Source organism: Labrys sp. ALF-8, from assembly GCF_059699065.1.
Window position 1 is genome coordinate 3,089,118 of sequence record NZ_AP048537.1, and the last position, 16,208, is coordinate 3,105,325.

11 protein-coding genes and 1 pseudogene are annotated in these 16,208 nt (G+C 64.4%); 6 read left to right on the forward strand and 6 right to left on the reverse strand.

Annotation, left to right across the window (positions count from 1 at the left end; all coding sequences use genetic code 11):
• Positions 1 to 17: 17 nt before the first annotated feature.
• The 6 genes and pseudogenes from AC6H34_RS14265 to AC6H34_RS14290 all read right to left on the reverse strand — a co-directional run bounded on the left by AC6H34_RS14265 (position 18) and on the right by AC6H34_RS14290 (position 5,973).
• The gene (locus tag AC6H34_RS14265; protein ID WP_448149333.1) at positions 18 to 878 is read right to left on the reverse strand and encodes a TrmH family RNA methyltransferase; all 861 of its coding nucleotides are present in this window, start codon (positions 876 to 878) and stop codon (positions 18 to 20) included.
• A 61-nt stretch (positions 879 to 939) separates the two neighbouring features.
• Positions 940 to 1,857, reverse strand: a complete 918-nt coding sequence (locus AC6H34_RS14270) for a class I SAM-dependent methyltransferase (RefSeq protein ID WP_497539208.1) — start codon at positions 1,855 to 1,857, stop codon at positions 940 to 942.
• Between the two features lie 498 nt (positions 1,858 to 2,355).
• Positions 2,356 to 3,315: pseudogene (locus tag AC6H34_RS14275) on the reverse strand (L,D-transpeptidase family protein); the annotation flags it as partial.
• Between the two features lie 163 nt (positions 3,316 to 3,478).
• The gene (locus AC6H34_RS14280; RefSeq protein ID WP_497539209.1) at positions 3,479 to 3,988 is read right to left on the reverse strand and encodes an invasion associated locus B family protein; all 510 of its coding nucleotides are present in this window, start codon (positions 3,986 to 3,988) and stop codon (positions 3,479 to 3,481) included.
• 113 nt (positions 3,989 to 4,101) lie between these two features.
• Positions 4,102 to 4,701: an acyl carrier protein phosphodiesterase gene (locus AC6H34_RS14285; RefSeq protein ID WP_448149330.1), complete on the reverse strand. Its 600-nt coding sequence runs from the start codon at positions 4,699 to 4,701 to the stop codon at positions 4,102 to 4,104.
• 183 nt (positions 4,702 to 4,884) lie between these two features.
• The gene (locus AC6H34_RS14290) at positions 4,885 to 5,973 is read right to left on the reverse strand and encodes an alcohol dehydrogenase catalytic domain-containing protein (protein WP_448149329.1); all 1,089 of its coding nucleotides are present in this window, start codon (positions 5,971 to 5,973) and stop codon (positions 4,885 to 4,887) included.
• A gap of 419 nt (positions 5,974 to 6,392) precedes the next feature.
• Between AC6H34_RS14290 and AC6H34_RS14295 the strand changes: the two genes are divergently transcribed.
• The 6 genes from AC6H34_RS14295 to AC6H34_RS14320 all read left to right on the forward strand — a co-directional run bounded on the left by AC6H34_RS14295 (position 6,393) and on the right by AC6H34_RS14320 (position 16,206).
• Entirely contained in the window at positions 6,393 to 6,827 is a 435-nt protein-coding gene (locus AC6H34_RS14295; protein ID WP_448149328.1) for a c-type cytochrome, read from the forward strand.
• Between the two features lie 253 nt (positions 6,828 to 7,080).
• The gene (locus tag AC6H34_RS14300) at positions 7,081 to 8,007 is read left to right on the forward strand and encodes a c-type cytochrome (protein ID WP_497539210.1); all 927 of its coding nucleotides are present in this window, start codon (positions 7,081 to 7,083) and stop codon (positions 8,005 to 8,007) included.
• 68 nt (positions 8,008 to 8,075) lie between these two features.
• Positions 8,076 to 9,686, forward strand: coding sequence for a caspase family protein (locus AC6H34_RS14305; RefSeq protein WP_448149326.1), 1,611 nt, complete (start codon positions 8,076 to 8,078; stop codon positions 9,684 to 9,686).
• 104 nt (positions 9,687 to 9,790) lie between these two features.
• Positions 9,791 to 11,200, forward strand: a complete 1,410-nt coding sequence (locus tag AC6H34_RS14310) for a DUF4384 domain-containing protein (RefSeq protein ID WP_497539211.1) — start codon at positions 9,791 to 9,793, stop codon at positions 11,198 to 11,200.
• A 10-nt stretch (positions 11,201 to 11,210) separates the two neighbouring features.
• Positions 11,211 to 13,817 carry a DUF4384 domain-containing protein gene (locus AC6H34_RS14315; protein ID WP_497539212.1) on the forward strand — a complete coding sequence of 869 codons (2,607 nt, stop codon included), beginning with the start codon at positions 11,211 to 11,213 and terminating at the stop codon, positions 13,815 to 13,817.
• Between the two features lie 40 nt (positions 13,818 to 13,857).
• Positions 13,858 to 16,206, forward strand: coding sequence for a tetratricopeptide repeat protein (locus tag AC6H34_RS14320; RefSeq protein ID WP_497539213.1), 2,349 nt, complete (start codon positions 13,858 to 13,860; stop codon positions 16,204 to 16,206).
• Positions 16,207 to 16,208 lie beyond the last annotated feature (2 nt).

A 16,208-nucleotide genomic window follows, 5' to 3' on the forward strand; every position in this document is an offset into this window, starting at 1 on the left:
CGCGGTCCCAGGGACGCCTAGTCCAACTTGAGCTGCCCCCGCGCGATCTCGAACAGCATCACGCCTGTCGCCACCGCGAGGTTCAGCGAATCCGCCTGCCCGCGCATCGGAATCTTGACAAGGTGGCTGCAGGCCTTGGCAAGTTCGTCGGGCAGGCCCTGCTGTTCGTTGCCCATGAGGAGGAGGCAGGGCCCCTTTCCGTAGTCGACGTCTCGATAGTCATGGGTGCCGGCGAGATGAGTGCCGACAACCAGGCCCTCGAAGCCCTTGCGCCAGGCGAGAAAGGCCTGGGACGAGGCGGCGGCGAGGCGTATGTTGAAGATTGAGCCCATGGTGGCGCGCACCGCCTCGATGCCGAAGGGGTCGGTGGTGTCGCCGACCAGGATGATGCCTTCGGCGCCCACTGCGTCGGCCGTGCGGATGATCGTGCCGAGATTGCCGGGGTCGCGCACGCGGTCGAGGCCGATCCAGATCTCACCCCCTGCTATCTTCAGGCCGTCGAGCTTTTCCAGGCGCTGCTCGAACACGCCGATCACCGTTTGCGGATTGTCGCGGCGGGAAAGTTTCTCCAGGATTTCGCCGGTGACTTCCAGCACCTCGCCGCCGGCCTGGCGCGTCGCTCGCACGGCGCGGGCGAGCATCGGCTTGTCCTCGCCGGAACGATGCACGAGGATGCGGATAGGCCAGCCCGCTTCGATGGCGTCAGCCACCAGTTTGAGGCCTTCGGCGATGAACAGGCCGGCTTCCTGCCGCACCTTGCGCATTTCGAGGGCACGGATGTCCTTGACCAGCGGATTGGTGAGGCTGGTCACCACGCGCGAGGCCGGTGCGGCGGGGGTGTATTGCTGCGGCCGAGGGCGCTGGAAACGGGGCTTCATGGCCGCAGCCTTCCGAGAGTTTCCATGGGCGTCGCGCTCTTCCCGGTGAAAGGCCACCCTCTCATGCGGCGCTCCAGCGCGAGTAGAGTGAAGTCGAGAGCAGGCGGCCGGAGTCTTCCTCTGAGACCACCAGTTCGCCGGAGGCGATGTCGCCGCCGAGATCGCCGAAGACCTCGCGCGTAAGTTCGTGCACGGCGACGAAGGAAGCCCGGATCGCATAGGCGGTGACGATCACGAACGCCGGCTTGTCCGTCAGGACGGCCCGGCAGAGATCGAGCATCTTCGGCAGGTCGCGGAAGAGGTCCCAGACCTCGCCGCCCGGGCCGCGGCCATATTTTGGCGGGTCGAGCAGCACCACGTCATATTTCGAGCCGCGACGCTCCTCGCGTGCGGTGAACTTCACGGCATCGTCGACGATCCAGCGGATCGGGGCATCTGAAAGCCCGGCAAGCGCCTGGTTCTCGCGGGCAAAGCCGATCGATTTCTTGGAAGCGTCGACATGCGTGACCTGAGCGCCGTGCTTGGCGGCGAGGAGGGAGGCGACGCCGGTGTAGCCGAACAGGTTGAGCACGCGGGCCGGACGCCTGAGCGCCTGCAACTGCTCGATCATGTAATCCCAGTGGGGAGCCTGCTCGGGGAAGAAGCCCAGGTGCCGAAAGGGGGTAAAGCGGCCATGGAAGGCAACGCCGCGATAGGAGACCGGGAAAGTCTCCACGGGCCTGCCGGCGAATTTCCAGCGCCCGTCCGAACCCTCGTCTTCGGCGTTCATGCCGAGAAACACCGCATCGGCCTTCTCCCAGAGGCCCGGCTTGCGCCTGGCTCCCATGGCCTGGGGTTCGGGCCGGTCGACCAGGAGTTTGCCGAAGCGTTCGAGCTTGCGGCCTTCGCCGCAATCGACCAGGCGGTAATCGGCAAAGCCCGGTGTCACGAGAAGCTGCGGCAGGGTCTGGGTCGCGGCGGAGGAGGGCGATGGGGACATGGCGCGGACCAAATAGCACTTTTGGGCGCGCGGCAAGAGAAATGCTGGGAACGCGGACCGGACATCCGCGGCCCCGTGTCAGTTCGCCGTCGCGGCAGCGTCGATGATGATGGGACGGGTCTTCACGATTGTCGTGGTCACCGGCTTTACCGCCACAGGCGAAGCCGCTCCGGGCCTGCGAGGCTGTGCGGGGGCCGAGACGGGTACTGAGGCAGTGCGATCGGTGGTGGCACCGCTGGCCGCCACGGCATCGGTCGGCGCCGGATCGGGCTCCGCCGGCGTGTCGATGCTGTAGACATCGGGCCGGAACTGGACGGTGCCATCGGGCGCTCCCCAGCCGGTGAGATAGACCCAGGCCACCGGCACGGCCTTGGCCGGCTTGATCGTCTTCGGCACGCCGGAATCGATCTGGTCCTGGATGGCCTGCCCCGTCCAGTCCGAGCCTTCCATCACCCAGGCGGCGAGATCCTGCGCACCGGCAACGCGCGTGCAGCCGGACGAACCGAAGCGGGTATCGTTTCGGAAAAGCTCGCGATGCGGCGTGTCGTGCATATAGACCGCATCCTTGTTGGGCATGTCGAGGCGCAGGAAGCCGAGGGAGTTCCACACGCCGGGATCCTGCTTGACCAGGTAGTCGGTGGCCTTTGCCGTCGACCAGTCGACATTATGCGGATCGATCTCCTGCCGGCCCCTGAAGATCCGCATGTGGTTGTCGGTGAGATAGCCCGGGTTGCGCTGCAGCTTGGGAATGATGTCGGCCTTGAGGATCGACTGCGGCACATTCCAGTAGGGCAGGATGTTGATGGCGGTGACATTGGTGGTGAGCGTCGGGGAGGCGCGATCCGGGCTGCCGACCACCGTGGTGTAGGAACGGTCGACCACCCCGTGCGAAACCGCCTCGAGGCTTGCTGCCGGAATGTTGGAGACGATGTAGCGCTCGCCGAACTTGAACTTCAGCGTCGCGAGTCGGTTGGCAGACGCGTCGAGCTGGCGCAGCCGCACTTCCACAGGCACGTTGAGTGCAATCAGGGTGAGCCGGCCGATCGAGCCGGTCAGGCTGAGGCCGTGCCGGGCCTGGAAGTGCTTGAGGGCGTCCTGCGTCGCCTGGTCGAATTCGCTGCTCGCGGGCAGGCTCGGGTCGAGGTCACGCGTCGCCATCAACCTTGCGCGCAGCAGCTTGGCGAATTTACCGCGGGCACCTATCCGCATGCCGGCGGCGCCGGGCGGGAGGGCCTGCCAGCCGCCATTGCCGGCGATCTCCTCGTAGTCCGTGATGGCGCGGAGGGTGAGGTCGTAGGTGTGGGGCGAGTAGTTCGGCTGGTCGTCGGCAAAAGCGGGCATCGCGACGGCGAAGCTCAGCGAAAAGCCCAGGATACCAAGCCAACGGGCCGGGAGAGGCGGCCTGCTTCGTTGCGTCTCCCGGTGTTGGAGCGAAAGCGGAAGCCAGGAGGAACTCATGAAAACACTCGAACGCAACAGGAACTTCTTTGGCCGTCACCTTACGGCCCTGATAGTGAATCTTTCCTTACGAGAGGTGTGGGAGCATTAAGCATGCCGGCTATCGGCCGGCCGGCATGTCGAAGAGATCCTGCTCAGCATGGATGAGGCGGGCGAGGGGGCGTCAGGGGCAGGCCTGCTGCGCGCGGTTGACGGCGCTGGTCAAGCCATTGAGGGAAAAGCTGTACTCGACCCTGTTGCCGCGCTTCGAGCGGGCGGCAATGGACAGGGTGCGCTCCGCTTTGAGGGCCGTGAGGAATTCGTGTTCGCGCGGACCGGAGCGCCGCAGCCAGGCGCTGTTGCCGGAAGCGACCATGTGGAAGGTTTGGTTGCCGACCTCGGCCAGGATGTCCGAATTCGGTGCAAACTCGTAACCGGTCTGGAAGCTCGCTTCCGTTCCAGCCTCGCCGCTGCGAGTGGTACGCACGAAGAATGAAACATCTCCATGGTCGAGCGTGGCCGGTTTCATGCTGTCGGGCTTCGAGTATACGAAGCAGCGGGGCCCGTTGTTTTCCGTGTAGGTCCATGCACTCCACTTGCCGAATACGCCGAGGGTCTTGGGTGTCGCGGCGAAGGCGCTGGTGGCGATCAGGGATAAGATCAGGAATGCAAGAATGGAAAGCTGAGCCGTCATTTCAAAAAGCCTCTTCGGGAATACGGGAGAATTGTTCCCGCTCCGCTGCTTAACGAGGCGTGAATCCGGATGCAGATTTAATCCATTGGTAATGTTGGGGGATGCCGGGGGAGTCAGGACGCGGATTGCACGGCTTGGGCATCGATTCCCGTTGCCGCGAGCAATTGGGGGAAGAAGCAATCGAAATCATCGAGGAACCCTTGCCGATGGCGCTCCAGCTCGGGGTACAAGCCGGAAAAGTCGACCGGGCGGCGAAGGCGGCTGCCGACCCGCTTCATGGCGTCGCTGACGCCTTCCAGCGTGGCGTAGTCGCCTGCCCATTGCGTGATGGACCGGATGTGGCGGTAGGTCGTCTCCGGCAGATCGGCCTCCAACGGCGGCAGGCCGCTACGCACCTCGTCCAGGAAGTCGGACAGGGAGCAGGGGTGATACGCCCGCCAGCGCTCGATCAGGCAATGATCGTAGACGATGTCGACGATGATGCCGGAGAAGCGGCGATAGGTCGGCCACAGTCGTTCCCGGCTGCGCCGGGTAACCGGGTGCGCATCGGTGAAGGCATCGATGCGCCGGTGCATCTCGATGCCCTCGCGATAGCGACCCGTGAACTTTTCCTGCTCGGGCAGATGCACGAGATCGGGTAGCAGGTTGCCCACCCGGAACGCGGCATCGGGCGGTGAGAGCAGCAGGTGGGCGAGGTAGTTCATAGGGGCCATATGTGGCCTCGCCGAGGAGGATGCAAGCTCGAGTCCCGGGCGTTGGGATCGCCATGGCATCATACCCGATTACGACGGGGAGGGAGGGCATGGGGGCGACCGATGATCGCCCCGCCGTGTTTTGGTGCGCCTGCCTTGCAAGCCATCGTCTGCGAGCAGGATGTCCGTGCGTCCGGAATGGCTCTACCGCTTCACCCCGGGCGTCAGCAGTACCTTGATCGAGTTGGTGGAGTTGGCGAGTTTCATCGCTTCGTCCCAGTCGCCCAGGTCGTAGTGGTGGGTCACGATGCCCTTGGAGGTCACCAGCCCGCGCGACAGGAGGTCGATGGCGATCGGGTAGCAATAGGGGCCGAGGTGGGCGCCGCGGATGTCGAGTTCCTTGCGGTCGCCGATGATGGACCAATCCGCCGAGGTCTCCGAACCGAACACCGAGAACTCGACGAAGCGGCCGAGCTTGCGGATGATCTGGAGACCCTGCGTCACGCCGCTGGGATGGCCGGTCGTCTCGATATAGACATCGCAGCCATAGCCGTCGGTGAGCGAACGCACCACCTCGTCGGCATCCTCCTTCTTGGGATTGATGGTGACGTCGGCACCATAACCGCGCGCAAGCTCCAGTCGGTCGTCCATGAGATCGATGACCACGAGCTTGCGGGGCGTCTTCAGGCGCGCGACCTGTGTCATCAGCAGGCCGAGCGGGCCGGCGCCTGCAATCACCACGACATCGGAGAGCTGGATGTCACCCCGCTGCACCGTGTGGATGGCGCAGGAAAGCGGCTCGATCACCGCCGCGTCATCGAGCGGCATGTCGGCGGGGATCTTGTGGACCCGCGCCGTCGAGGGAAACTTCATGTACTCGGCCATGCCGCCGTCGGCGACTTCGCGCTGGAACCCGAAGATGTTGTGAACCTCGCACATCCAGTAGCTGCCCGACCGGCAATAGCGACAACGGTCGCAGGGCACGATCTGCTCGGCGATCACGGTGTCACCGGGCTTGACGCCGAAATGTTCGGCAGCGCCGGGGCCGAGTTCCTCGACATAGCCGAAGAATTCGTGGCCTGGCACCACAGGCGGCTTCACGTAGGGATTCTTGCCGCCCCAGAACATCTGCGCACCCGACCAGCACTTGCAGTCGCTGGCACAGATGCCGCAGGCGCCGATTTTCACCACAAGTTCATTGTTGCCGGCGACCGGCCGGGCGACCTCCTCCACGCGATAGTCCTCGGGGCCATGGCAGACGATGGCCGTCATTCGTGAATTGCTGGTCGGCATGGTCGTTTCCTATCATTTTCTCGTGAGGTCGCGGCACGGCATGGGTACGCCCGGGCCGCGATATTGAGGGGCCGGTCGAGTCCGGTCAATGGTCGGACGATAGGGGTGCGACACTGGGAAATGCAACCCTGCATTGAATCGAAATTGGCGTCGAATCCACGACGCAAACAGCGTTCTGCAGGTATCCGCCAGCATAGATTTGCATATTACGAGGGGATCGAGGCAACGCACATGTCTGTGTGGCCGCGTGCCGGACGGTCATCGCAAACACGGTGACACCATCATGACAAGCGTAAAGGTCAAGTCCGAAATCCATCATGTGATTTGAAATAATTCAAATATACCCACTTGCGATCGACGCCAAAACAAGGTGCTATTTCGCCACCGCGTCGCTATGCCCAGGTCAGGGAGAACTTTGCATGAAACGTTTTGTCATCGCCGCCGCTTTGGTCGCCGTCGGCGTCACGACTGCCTTCGCTGGTCCGATCGAGGACCGCCAGGCACTTATGAAGGCCATGGCCAAGAACACCAAGGAAGCGGCGGGTTATGCCAAGGGTGACACGCCGTTCGACGCGGCAAAGGTGAAGGCGCTGCTGCAGGTCTATGTCGACGACGCTGCGAAGTTGCCCACTCTCTTCCCGGATGATTCCAAGACGGGCGGCACCGATCCCACCACCGCCTCGCCGAAGATCTGGGAAGACATGGCCGGCTTCAAGTCCCATGCGGCCAAGCTCTCCGCCGATGCCACGGCGGCGATGGGCGCAACCGACCAGGCCAGCTTCGCCAAGGCCTTCGGTACGCTTGCGTCCAATTGCAACAGCTGCCACGGCGCCTACCGCATCAAGAAGGATTGATGGTCCTGGCAGATACGGCACGCATCCGAGCGTGCCGACCGCTTCGTGCATTACCGGGTTCGTCCCGGTAATGCTGCTTGAGCACCGTTGAATCTGTCCCGGTGACATGATTCACGCAGGCATCACGGCAGGCCGTCTGGATAAGGGGCATCCCGGTCTGCGGCATTCACCTTTCGAATAGAGGGGCTGATGGAAGTGTTCAGGCGTTGAGCCTGGGTAATCGCGTTCAGGCCGGAAAAGGGGGCTTTCCCGGATGTCTTGGAAGAAAATTATTGGCGGACTGGTTGTGCTCGGTGTCATCGGCCTGGGCGTGTTCTGGTTCGTCACGCAGCCTTCGCCACTGCCCGCATCGGCCCTCACGGCCGGCTACAAGCCGAACCTCGCCAATGGCGAGACGATCTTCACGATCGGCGGCTGCGTCTCCTGCCACAAGACCCCCGGCCAGGACGACAGGCTCAAGCTTGGCGGCGGCCTCGCGCTTGGATCGCCCTTCGGCACCTTCTACGCCCCCAACATCTCTTCCGATCCCAAGCAAGGCATCGGCGCATGGAGCGAGCTGGACTTCGTGAATGCCGTCCAGCGCGGCATAGGCCGCGAGGGCGAGCATCTCTACCCGGCGCTGCCCTACACCTCCTATGCCAAGCTCAAGCTGGAGGATGCACGGGATCTCTATGCCTATATGAGGACGCTCCCGGCGGTCGACTCCGCCGACAAGCCGCATGACATCGGCTTTCCCTTCAATATCCGCCGGCTGCTCGGCGCCTGGAAGTTCCTCTATTTCGACGACAAACCCTTTACGCCCGATCCGGGCAAGAGTCCGGAGTGGAACCGCGGAGCCTATCTGGCGCTCGGGCCCGGGCACTGTTCCGAATGTCACAGTCCGCGCAATGCCTTTGGCGCTATTGAGGCGGACAAGCGCTTTTCCGGCGGTCCCGATCCGGAAGGCAAGGGCTGGGTGCCGAACATCACCCCCCATGCCGACGGCATCGGATCCTGGAAGGAGGCGGATATCGTGGAGTTCCTGAAGAGCGGCCTGACGCCGGAATTCGATTCGGCCGGCGGCAGCATGGCGGAGGTGATCCAGAACACCAGCCGCCTCAGCGACGATGACCGCAAGGCCATCGCCACCTTCCTGGTCAGCCTGCCCGCTATTCCGGGCAAGGCGCCGAAGAAGTCTTGAGGCACGCCCCGCCGGCGGGCCGCTCGGAGTGAGGATGACGCGCGGCGGCGCAGACTGGGGACCGAGACGTGGCGCGACGCCAAAGCCTTCTGATGCCGGTCAAGGCCGTGCTGGCGGGAGCGGCCATGCTGCTCACAGCACCGGCACTGGCCGCCGATTCCTACGCGCTTGTCGTCGGCATCGACGAGTATACGGCGCCTATCCCGGCCCTGCATGGGGCGGTCAACGATGCGCAGGACGTGGCCCAGGCCTTCACGAAGGCCGGCATCAAGAAGCTGATCCTGCTCACCAACAAGCAGGCCACCAAGCCGGCGGTCGTCGATGCCTGGGAGAGCCTGCTGAAGCAAGCCCAGGCTGGCGACACCATCTACTTCACCTATGCCGGGCATGGCTCGCAGGAACCCGCCGCCCCCAACGATCCGGATGAGCCGGACGGGCTCGACGACAACCTGCCGCTGGTGAACTTCGCGCCGCAGGGGCCGGGCCTCGCCGACCGCATCGTCGACAAGGAGGTGGCGGTCTGGCTCAAGGATGCAGAGGCCAAGAAGGTCTACGCGGTGGTCGTCACCGACGCCTGCCATTCCGGCACGATGTACCGCTCGGTCTCTCTCGGGCTCTCCTATCGCATGGCGCCCAAGCCGAAGATCGACCGCGACGAACTGCTGCAATTCGCGCCGCCCCCGCCGGTGGTCTCGACGAGGGTGGCCCCCAACGACCAGTTCACCTTCCTCGCCGGCGTCGCGGAGGACAAGCTGGTTCCGGAGATAGCGATCAACGGCCAGCAGCGCGGCGCCCTGTCGTTTGCCTTCGCGCGGGCGATCGAAGGCCAGGCCGATGCCAATCACGACGGCGTCACCACCGAGAAGGAGCTCGTCTCCTTCGTGCGCGCCTTTGTCCTGCAGGCCACGCAGAGCCAGCAGGTCTCGCAATCCTTCCCGGCCGTGAGCCGCGACATTCCCGTCTTCCGCTCGGCGGCCGATGGTGCCGGGGCGCCCGGTCCGGATGCCCAGAATGCCATCGCTATCGCCAAGCAGACTGTCGGGGCCAATGCTGCGTTGAAGCTCGCCGTGCGCAATGGCCAGCTTGCCGGCGCCATTCCCGGCGCGGAGATCGTCGCCGACGAAGCCGAGGCGGATCTCGTCTATGACGCCGCCAGCGGCACGGTGGAGAAGCGTGTTGCCGGCGTCGTGGCCGAAAGCGTGCAGCCGCAGGGGCTGGCGGGCATTGTCGCCAAGTGGCGGGCGATTGCTTTCCTGCAGGCCTTCGCGGGCGGTGCGATCCAGCCTTTCGAGGTGGCCGGCGGCTCGCGCACGTTCAATCGAGGAGAGCGGCTGACGGTCGGCCTCGGTGCGTCGGGCCATCGCTTCATGACGCTGTTCAACCTGCCGCCGAACGGCAAGGTGGAATTTCTCTATCCGACTTCCCAGGCTGAGCGCGACGAGGATTGGAGCGGGAAGCCCTTCTCGCTGCCGCTCCAGGTGCGCGATCCGCCTTTCGGCGCGGAGCATCTCATCGCCATCCTGTCGGACCAGCCGCTTGACCAGCTGCACACGGCCCTGCAGGGCATGTCCCAGCCCGACGCGGCCGCGGACCTGCCGGATACGCTCAAGAACGCCCTTAGCGGCCAGTCCGTCACAGTGGCAATCGCCAATGTCTTTACCAGCGCGGGTTCTCAATGAGGGAGATCGTGACAAATTCGCCGAGCGGATCCCCGGCATGCCGGCCCAGCGTTTGGCCGGCGCTCCTTCTCGTCGCCGCTATGGGACTGTCGGCAACCCCTGCGATGGCGGACCGCGCCCTGATCGTCGGTATCGACACCTATCGGGCAGGTGCACTCACGGCGCAACTGCCGGGCGGTGCACGGGCCGACGCCATGCGCATGCAGGGCCTGCTCACCGGCTCGCTCGGCTACCGGCCATCCGACGTCAAGCTCCTCCTCGATGACCAGGCAAGCGGCGCCGCCATTCTCGACGGGTTGCAGGACTGGCTCGGCCAGGCCAAGCCCGGCGAGCGCGTCTGGTTCTATTTTGCCGGCCAGGGCTATTTCCAGAAAACCTCGGCAGGGCGCGAAGACACCATTCTGCCCTTCGATGCCACCCGGCAGCCCGGCGGCGTCGGCAATGTGCTCTCCAGGAGCCGAATCGATGGATTGCTGGCACGGCTGCCGGGCCGCCACATCACGGAGGTGATCGATTCCAGCCATGCCGGCATCGTGACGCGGGCGATCGTGGTCGAAGCCTCCGGCAATGACGGCAATCCGGCCGCCCGTTCGCCGCAGATCGACGGCGCCACGCGCTCGATCGTCGTCGAGCCCGCCCTTGGAGAGGAGGCGGCCGGCCCGCCGGAGCCTCCGGGGCTTGATTTCGTCAAATGGGAGGCGGTTTCTCCCGCCCAGACCGCGTTGGTGGATGAGGACGGGGCGCCAAGCTATCGCGGCGTCTTCACCACCGCCTTCGCCGACGGAATCGAGAAGGGCCTGGCCGACACGAACAGGAACGGCACCGTCTCGAACCAGGAACTGCTCGACTATGTGCGGGGACAATCCTCGGCCTATTGCAGCCGGCATCGCGACCGCTGCGAGATGGGGCTGACCCCGCTTCTCACCGGGGAAGGGGCGGCGCTCAAGGTCGCGGCCACCCAAACGGGATCCGCCGAACCGCTCAATCAGGGCAGGCCGACGGCGGACAAGATCCTCGACGTGCTCGGCGCCCGGCTTTCGGACAATGTGCGCGTGGAGCAGATCCCGCCTTCCCCCGTGAAGCTCGGTACCCGCGACATGAAGTTCCGCGTCACCTCGGCGCAGGACGGTTTTCTCATTCTGCTCTCGGTGTCGGACGACGGGGAGGTGGTGCAGCTCTTCCCCAACGCCGTTGCCGCCGCCCATGGCAAGGAAGGCCGCATTCGCGCCGGCAGTCCGATCATGGTGCCCGATCCGAGCTACGGCATTCGCTTCGATGCGACCTCTGTGACAAAAGGTACAGTGCTCGCTCTCGTTGCAATCGATCCTCTCAAACTGTCGAAGGGCTTCGTCACGCGTCAGATCCAGGTGATCCCGACTGACGAGGTCAATACGTCCGTCCTGCCCGAACTTGCTGAAAGCCTCGCCACGCCCGCCAATGCGGACAGCGTCAAGGCCAACGCCAAGGCGGTGGGGCGCTCCGTCGCCACCCTGCGCTATGAAATCGTCCCGTGAGGAACCCGTCATGATCTACCGCAATACGATGCGCATCGCAGGCTTGATGCTCGCGGGAACCATATTGACGGCGGGGCTGGCGATGCCGGCAGGTCCGGCTGGCGCCGAGGATGTCAAGCCGGCGGCTGCCGCGCCTTCAGGCGACGCGCCTGCGCCTGCCGCCGGGCCCATCACGACACCCCCCACATCGGCAGCCGAGCCTGCCGTGGCGCCGGCTCCCGCACCCGCAGCCGCGCCGGCCACACCCGAACCGGTCGCCGCGCCGGCGCCCGCGCCTGCTCCCGCGGCGCCTGAACCGGTCGCCGCTCCCGCGCCGACGCCAGCTGCCCAGCCTGCGGCCACCCCCGCAGCGCCTGAACCTGCCGCTGCAGCCGCAAGCGTTCCCGCCGATATCAAGGTGCCGACGGATCCGATCGCCAAGACCGCCTTCGACGTGCTCGAGAAGCATTGCTCCCGCTGCCACCAGGCCGGCATGTTGAACCGCGAGAAGCCCGCCAAGAATTTCGGCAACATCCTCCATCTCGATGAGATCGCCGCCGATCCGCACCTGATCCAGGCCGGCAATCCTGAAGGCTCCAAGCTCTTCCAGCAGATCATCAACAAGGAAATGCCGTATGACGTTAACTACGAGTTCGATACGACCAAGCCGGAAGTGACGACGGCCGACATCGAAGCTCTGCGCACCTGGATCAAGGCGACCGGCGACCAGGAGGCGGCGGCCTGCGCCAACCGCAAGTTCATCACCGAAGAGGACGTCGTCGGCGCCATCTCGTCGGATCTGCAGAAGCAGGACGATCACCGCGTGCGCGGCATGCGCTACTTCACGCTGACCAATCTCTACAACGCCTGCGCAACCGACGAGGCCATGAACGTCTATCGGCAAGGGCTCGTGAAGCTGCTGAACGGCCTCGCACGGCGTTCCGACGTGATCAAGCTTGCCACGATTGATCCCGCGCAGACGGTCATCGCCGTGAATCTCGAGGACATGGGCTGGGAGGAAAGCGACTGGAACACCGTGCTGGCTACCTATCCCTATGCCACCAAGCCGGATGTGAAGGTCTTCGACTTCATCGCCCAGCAGACCGACTCGGCGCTGCCCTATGTGCGCGGCGACTGGTTCGCCTTCACGGCCTCGCAACCCCCGCTCTACGATACGCTGCTGCAGCTGCCGAACGATTTTCCGGGCCTGACGAACAAGCTCGGCGTCGACATGGCGGACGACATCGCCAAATTCGTGGCCCAGCGCGCCGGCTTCCAGAAGTCGGGCGTGTCGCAGAACAACCGCCTCATAGAGCGCCACCCGATCACCACCGGGTATTTCTGGACCTCCTACGACTTTGCCGGCTCCAAGGGCAGGCAGAGCCTGTTCCTCCATCCGCTTGGCCCGGAGCAGGACGGTATCGCCAACGGCTTCCATCATGACGGCGGCGAGAGCATCTTCTCCCTGCCCAACGGCTTCCAGGGCTACTATCTCAACAAGTCGGACGGCACCCGCCTGGACAAGGGACCGACCCAGATCGTGCGCGACCCTTCGCGCCGCGACCTCGCGGTAACCAACGGCATCTCCTGCATGGGCTGCCATGACCAGGGCATGCGCAAGGCCAAGGACGAGGTGCGCAAGGCGGTGCTCGCAGACCGCTCCTTCTCCAAGGACGACCGCGAGACGGTGGCATCGCTCTATCCCGAGAATGCCAAGATGGACGCGGTCATCGAGGATGACTTCCAGCGCTTCAATTCGGCGATGAAGCGGGCCGGACTCGATCCGACCCTCAAGCTCGCCGGCGTGGAAATGACCAACGCGCTCTTCAAGCGCTACGAGGACGATCTTTCCCTGCGCCGCGCGGCCGCCGAATACGGCTACACGCCCGAGGTGTTCAAGGAGCGCTTCATCGATGCCGGTCCCGAGGCCATTGCCCTGATGCGCCGCCTCGACCAGGGCATCGTGCCGCGCGACCAGTTCGAACAACTCTTCCTGAAGTTCGTGGAAGGAGCCACGGAGGACCGCGTGCTCGATACATCGAATCTGGCGGGAGCGCAGTCCGTGGCGCCGCCCGTGTTCAAGCCTGCATCCGGCGGCTCCTTCGACCTGCAGCTCACCTCCGACAAGAGCGAGTATCGCCAGAACGAGGCGGCCGTGCTGCAGATCGTCGCGACGCGGGACTGCAATCTCTTCGTCGTCAACGTCGACAAGGCGGGCACCGGCACCATCATCTTCCCCAATAAATTCCAGGCCGACAACGCCGTGCGTGCGGGCGAGCCGGTGGTCCTGGGCGGCCAGGGTTCCCGGTTCAAGTTCCGCCTCGCCGATATCGGGCAGGAGAAGGTGGTGGCCGTCTGCCGCGTCGGCGGTGCAACGCGCGACATTGCCGGCTTCCAGGTCGATCCGGTGAACAACAGCTTCGCAGCCATCCCCAACTTCGACCAGGGTCTCACACGCCAGATCATCGTCGAGGCCAATGAGGACAGGCAGCAGGCCTCGGGCCTCGATACCGACAGCAGGAAGCAGGCCCAGTTCGCCAAGATCGCGCAGGCCACCGGCCAGAAGGTTGCGCCGGGTGCCCCCGATGCGGCCAAGCAGTCCGTAGCCTCGACCGCCATCGTGATCCCGGTGCGGTAGTTGATCGGCATTATAGGCATTCGCTGAAGGGGGCGGGGAGATGCGGCGTATATGGGTCACACTGGTGTTCGCTTTTGCCTGGACCGCCTCCTCGCCGGCCTGGGCGGATGACGCCTCCGTCTGCGCCGGCAGCAACGACGATCTCGCCATCCCGGCCTGCGGCCGGGTCATCGCCAAGAAAAGCACGGGCAAGGCGAGCCGGGTGCGGGCCTATTACAACCGGGCCATCTCCTACAAGCACAAGGGACAGGTCGATCTCGCGATCAAGGACTACGGCCAGGCGATCGCCCTCGATCCCGGCTACGCCTCCGCTTATGCCAATCGCGGCGCGATCTATCGCGACAGGGACGAACTGGACAAGGCTTTGAGCGACCTCGACAAGGCCGTCGAACTGGATTCGTCCTCCAGCACCGCCTACAACAACCGCGGCAACGTCCATGGAGACAAGGGCGACCTGGACCGCTCCCTCGCCGACTACAGCAAGGCCATCTCGCTCGATTCCAACAACGCGCTCTACTACAACAACCGCTGCTCGACCTACAGGCGGCAGGAGAAGTTCGACCTTGGGCTGGCGGATTGCAACAAGGCGCTGAAACTCAACCCGAACTATGTGACGGCCTACTACAATCGCGGCAATATCTACCGCAAGCAGAACAAGCCGGAGCTTGCCATCGCCGACTTCACCAAGGCGATTTCATTTGATGCCACCGATGCCGACTACTTCTTCTATCGTGCATTGACCTATCAGAACAATGACCAGAACGACTTGGCGATCGCCGATTACGTCAAGACCCTCGAACTCAGCCCGAACTACGCATCGGCCTATTACAATCGCGGCAACATCTACCGCAATCAGAACAAGCCGGAGCTCGCCATCGCCGACTTCACCAAGGCGATTTCGATCGACGCCACCGATGCCGACTACTTCTTCTACCGGGCCATGGCCTACCGCAGCAACGATCAGGTCGACGAAGCGATCGCAGACTACGGTCGGGCGCTGGAGCTCAATCCGAAATACGGCGTCGCCTATTACAATCGCGGCAACATCTACCGCAGGCAGAACAGGCCGGATCTGGCCATCGCCGATCTCACCAAGGCGATCGAAATCGATGCGAGCGACGCCGATTATTTCTATTTCCGGGCCCTCGCATACCGGAACAACGGCCAGTTCGACGAGGCGATCGCAGACTACGACGCCGCATTGAAGCTGACCCCCAACGATTTCCTGACGCTGCTCAATCGTGGCCTCGCCCACAAGGAAAAGGGCGAAGTCGACCTGGCGATCGCCGACTATGACCAGGCGCTCGCAGTCAAGGCCGACGCGGACGCCCTCTACAATCGCGGCGTGGCCTACAGCGACAAGGGCGAGTACGCGAAGGCAATCGCGGATCTCGACAAGGCCATCGAGTTGCAGCCAGCGAACGTGGCTTTCTTCAATGCGCGGGCGGGTGCCCATCTCAAGAAGGGCGAAGCGGCGGGGGCAATCGCGGATTATCGCAGCGCTCTGGCGGTTGCACCCGAGGATGCCGACGCGAAGAGAGGTCTGGCAGAAGCGATCGGCGCGCAACCGCCGGCCGGTACCGATACCGCCACGCCTTCCCCCGGCAGCAATGCACCCAAGGAAGCGGTGGCGGCGCCCGTGACGGACGCCTCGAAGTCCGCCGGGCCGAAAGTGGCTGTCGTCGGCGAAGTCCGCCGGGTGGCACTCGTGATCGGCAATTCTGCCTATCGTTCCGTGGCGCACCTGCCCAATCCGGCGGGCGACGCTCAGCTCGTGGGCGAGGCGCTGCGCAATGCCGGCGTCGATGTCACGGTGGCGGTCGATCTCGACAGGGCAGCCATGGTCAGCACCCTCCGCGCCTTTTCGCGCAAGGCGGACAAGGCGGACTGGGCGGTCGTCTATTATGCCGGGCATGGCATCGAGCTGGACGGCAAGAATTATCTCATCCCCGTCGACGCCGCTCTGGAGACGGATCGCGACGTGCCCGACGAGACCCTGTCCCTGGACAGGATGCTCTCGGCCGTCAGCGGCGCCCGTCAGCTCAAGCTCGTCATCCTGGATGCCTGCCGCAACAATCCCTTCGCCCAGCAGATGAGAGTCACCGTCGCTACGCGGGCCGTCACGCGAGGTCTGTCGCGTGTCGAGCCGATGGACGCCACCCTGGTCGTCTATTCCGCCAAGGAAGGCACTACGGCGGAGGATGGCGAAGGCACCAACAGTGTGTTCGCAGCCTCGATCTCGAAGCGGATTCTCGAGCCGGGCGTCGAGATCAACAAGGTCTTCCGCCTGGTAACGCGGGATGTACTCACCGAAACCGGAAACCGCCAGCAGCCCTTCGTCTACGGTTCCCTGCCCCCGGACGATTTCATACTGGTGCCCGCGAAATGAAA

Bases quoted from the DNA above. Each gene is read 5' to 3' on its own strand.
- AC6H34_RS14320 (WP_497539213.1), top strand. From the start codon at position 13,858: ATGCGGCGTATATGGGTCACACTGGTGTTCGCTTTTGCCTGGACCGCC.
- AC6H34_RS14285 (WP_448149330.1), bottom strand. From the start codon at position 4,701: ATGGCCCCTATGAACTACCTCGCCCACCTGCTGCTCTCACCGCCCGAT.
- AC6H34_RS14280 (WP_497539209.1), bottom strand. From the start codon at position 3,988: ATGACGGCTCAGCTTTCCATTCTTGCATTCCTGATCTTATCCCTGATC.
- AC6H34_RS14315 (WP_497539212.1), top strand. From the start codon at position 11,211: ATGATCTACCGCAATACGATGCGCATCGCAGGCTTGATGCTCGCGGGA.
- AC6H34_RS14295 (WP_448149328.1), top strand. From the start codon at position 6,393: ATGAAACGTTTTGTCATCGCCGCCGCTTTGGTCGCCGTCGGCGTCACG.
- AC6H34_RS14310 (WP_497539211.1), top strand. From the start codon at position 9,791: ATGGCGGACCGCGCCCTGATCGTCGGTATCGACACCTATCGGGCAGGT.
- AC6H34_RS14270 (WP_497539208.1), bottom strand. From the start codon at position 1,857: ATGTCCCCATCGCCCTCCTCCGCCGCGACCCAGACCCTGCCGCAGCTT.
- AC6H34_RS14290 (WP_448149329.1), bottom strand. From the start codon at position 5,973: ATGCCGACCAGCAATTCACGAATGACGGCCATCGTCTGCCATGGCCCC.
- AC6H34_RS14265 (WP_448149333.1), bottom strand. From the start codon at position 878: ATGAAGCCCCGTTTCCAGCGCCCTCGGCCGCAGCAATACACCCCCGCC.
- AC6H34_RS14300 (WP_497539210.1), top strand. From the start codon at position 7,081: ATGTCTTGGAAGAAAATTATTGGCGGACTGGTTGTGCTCGGTGTCATC.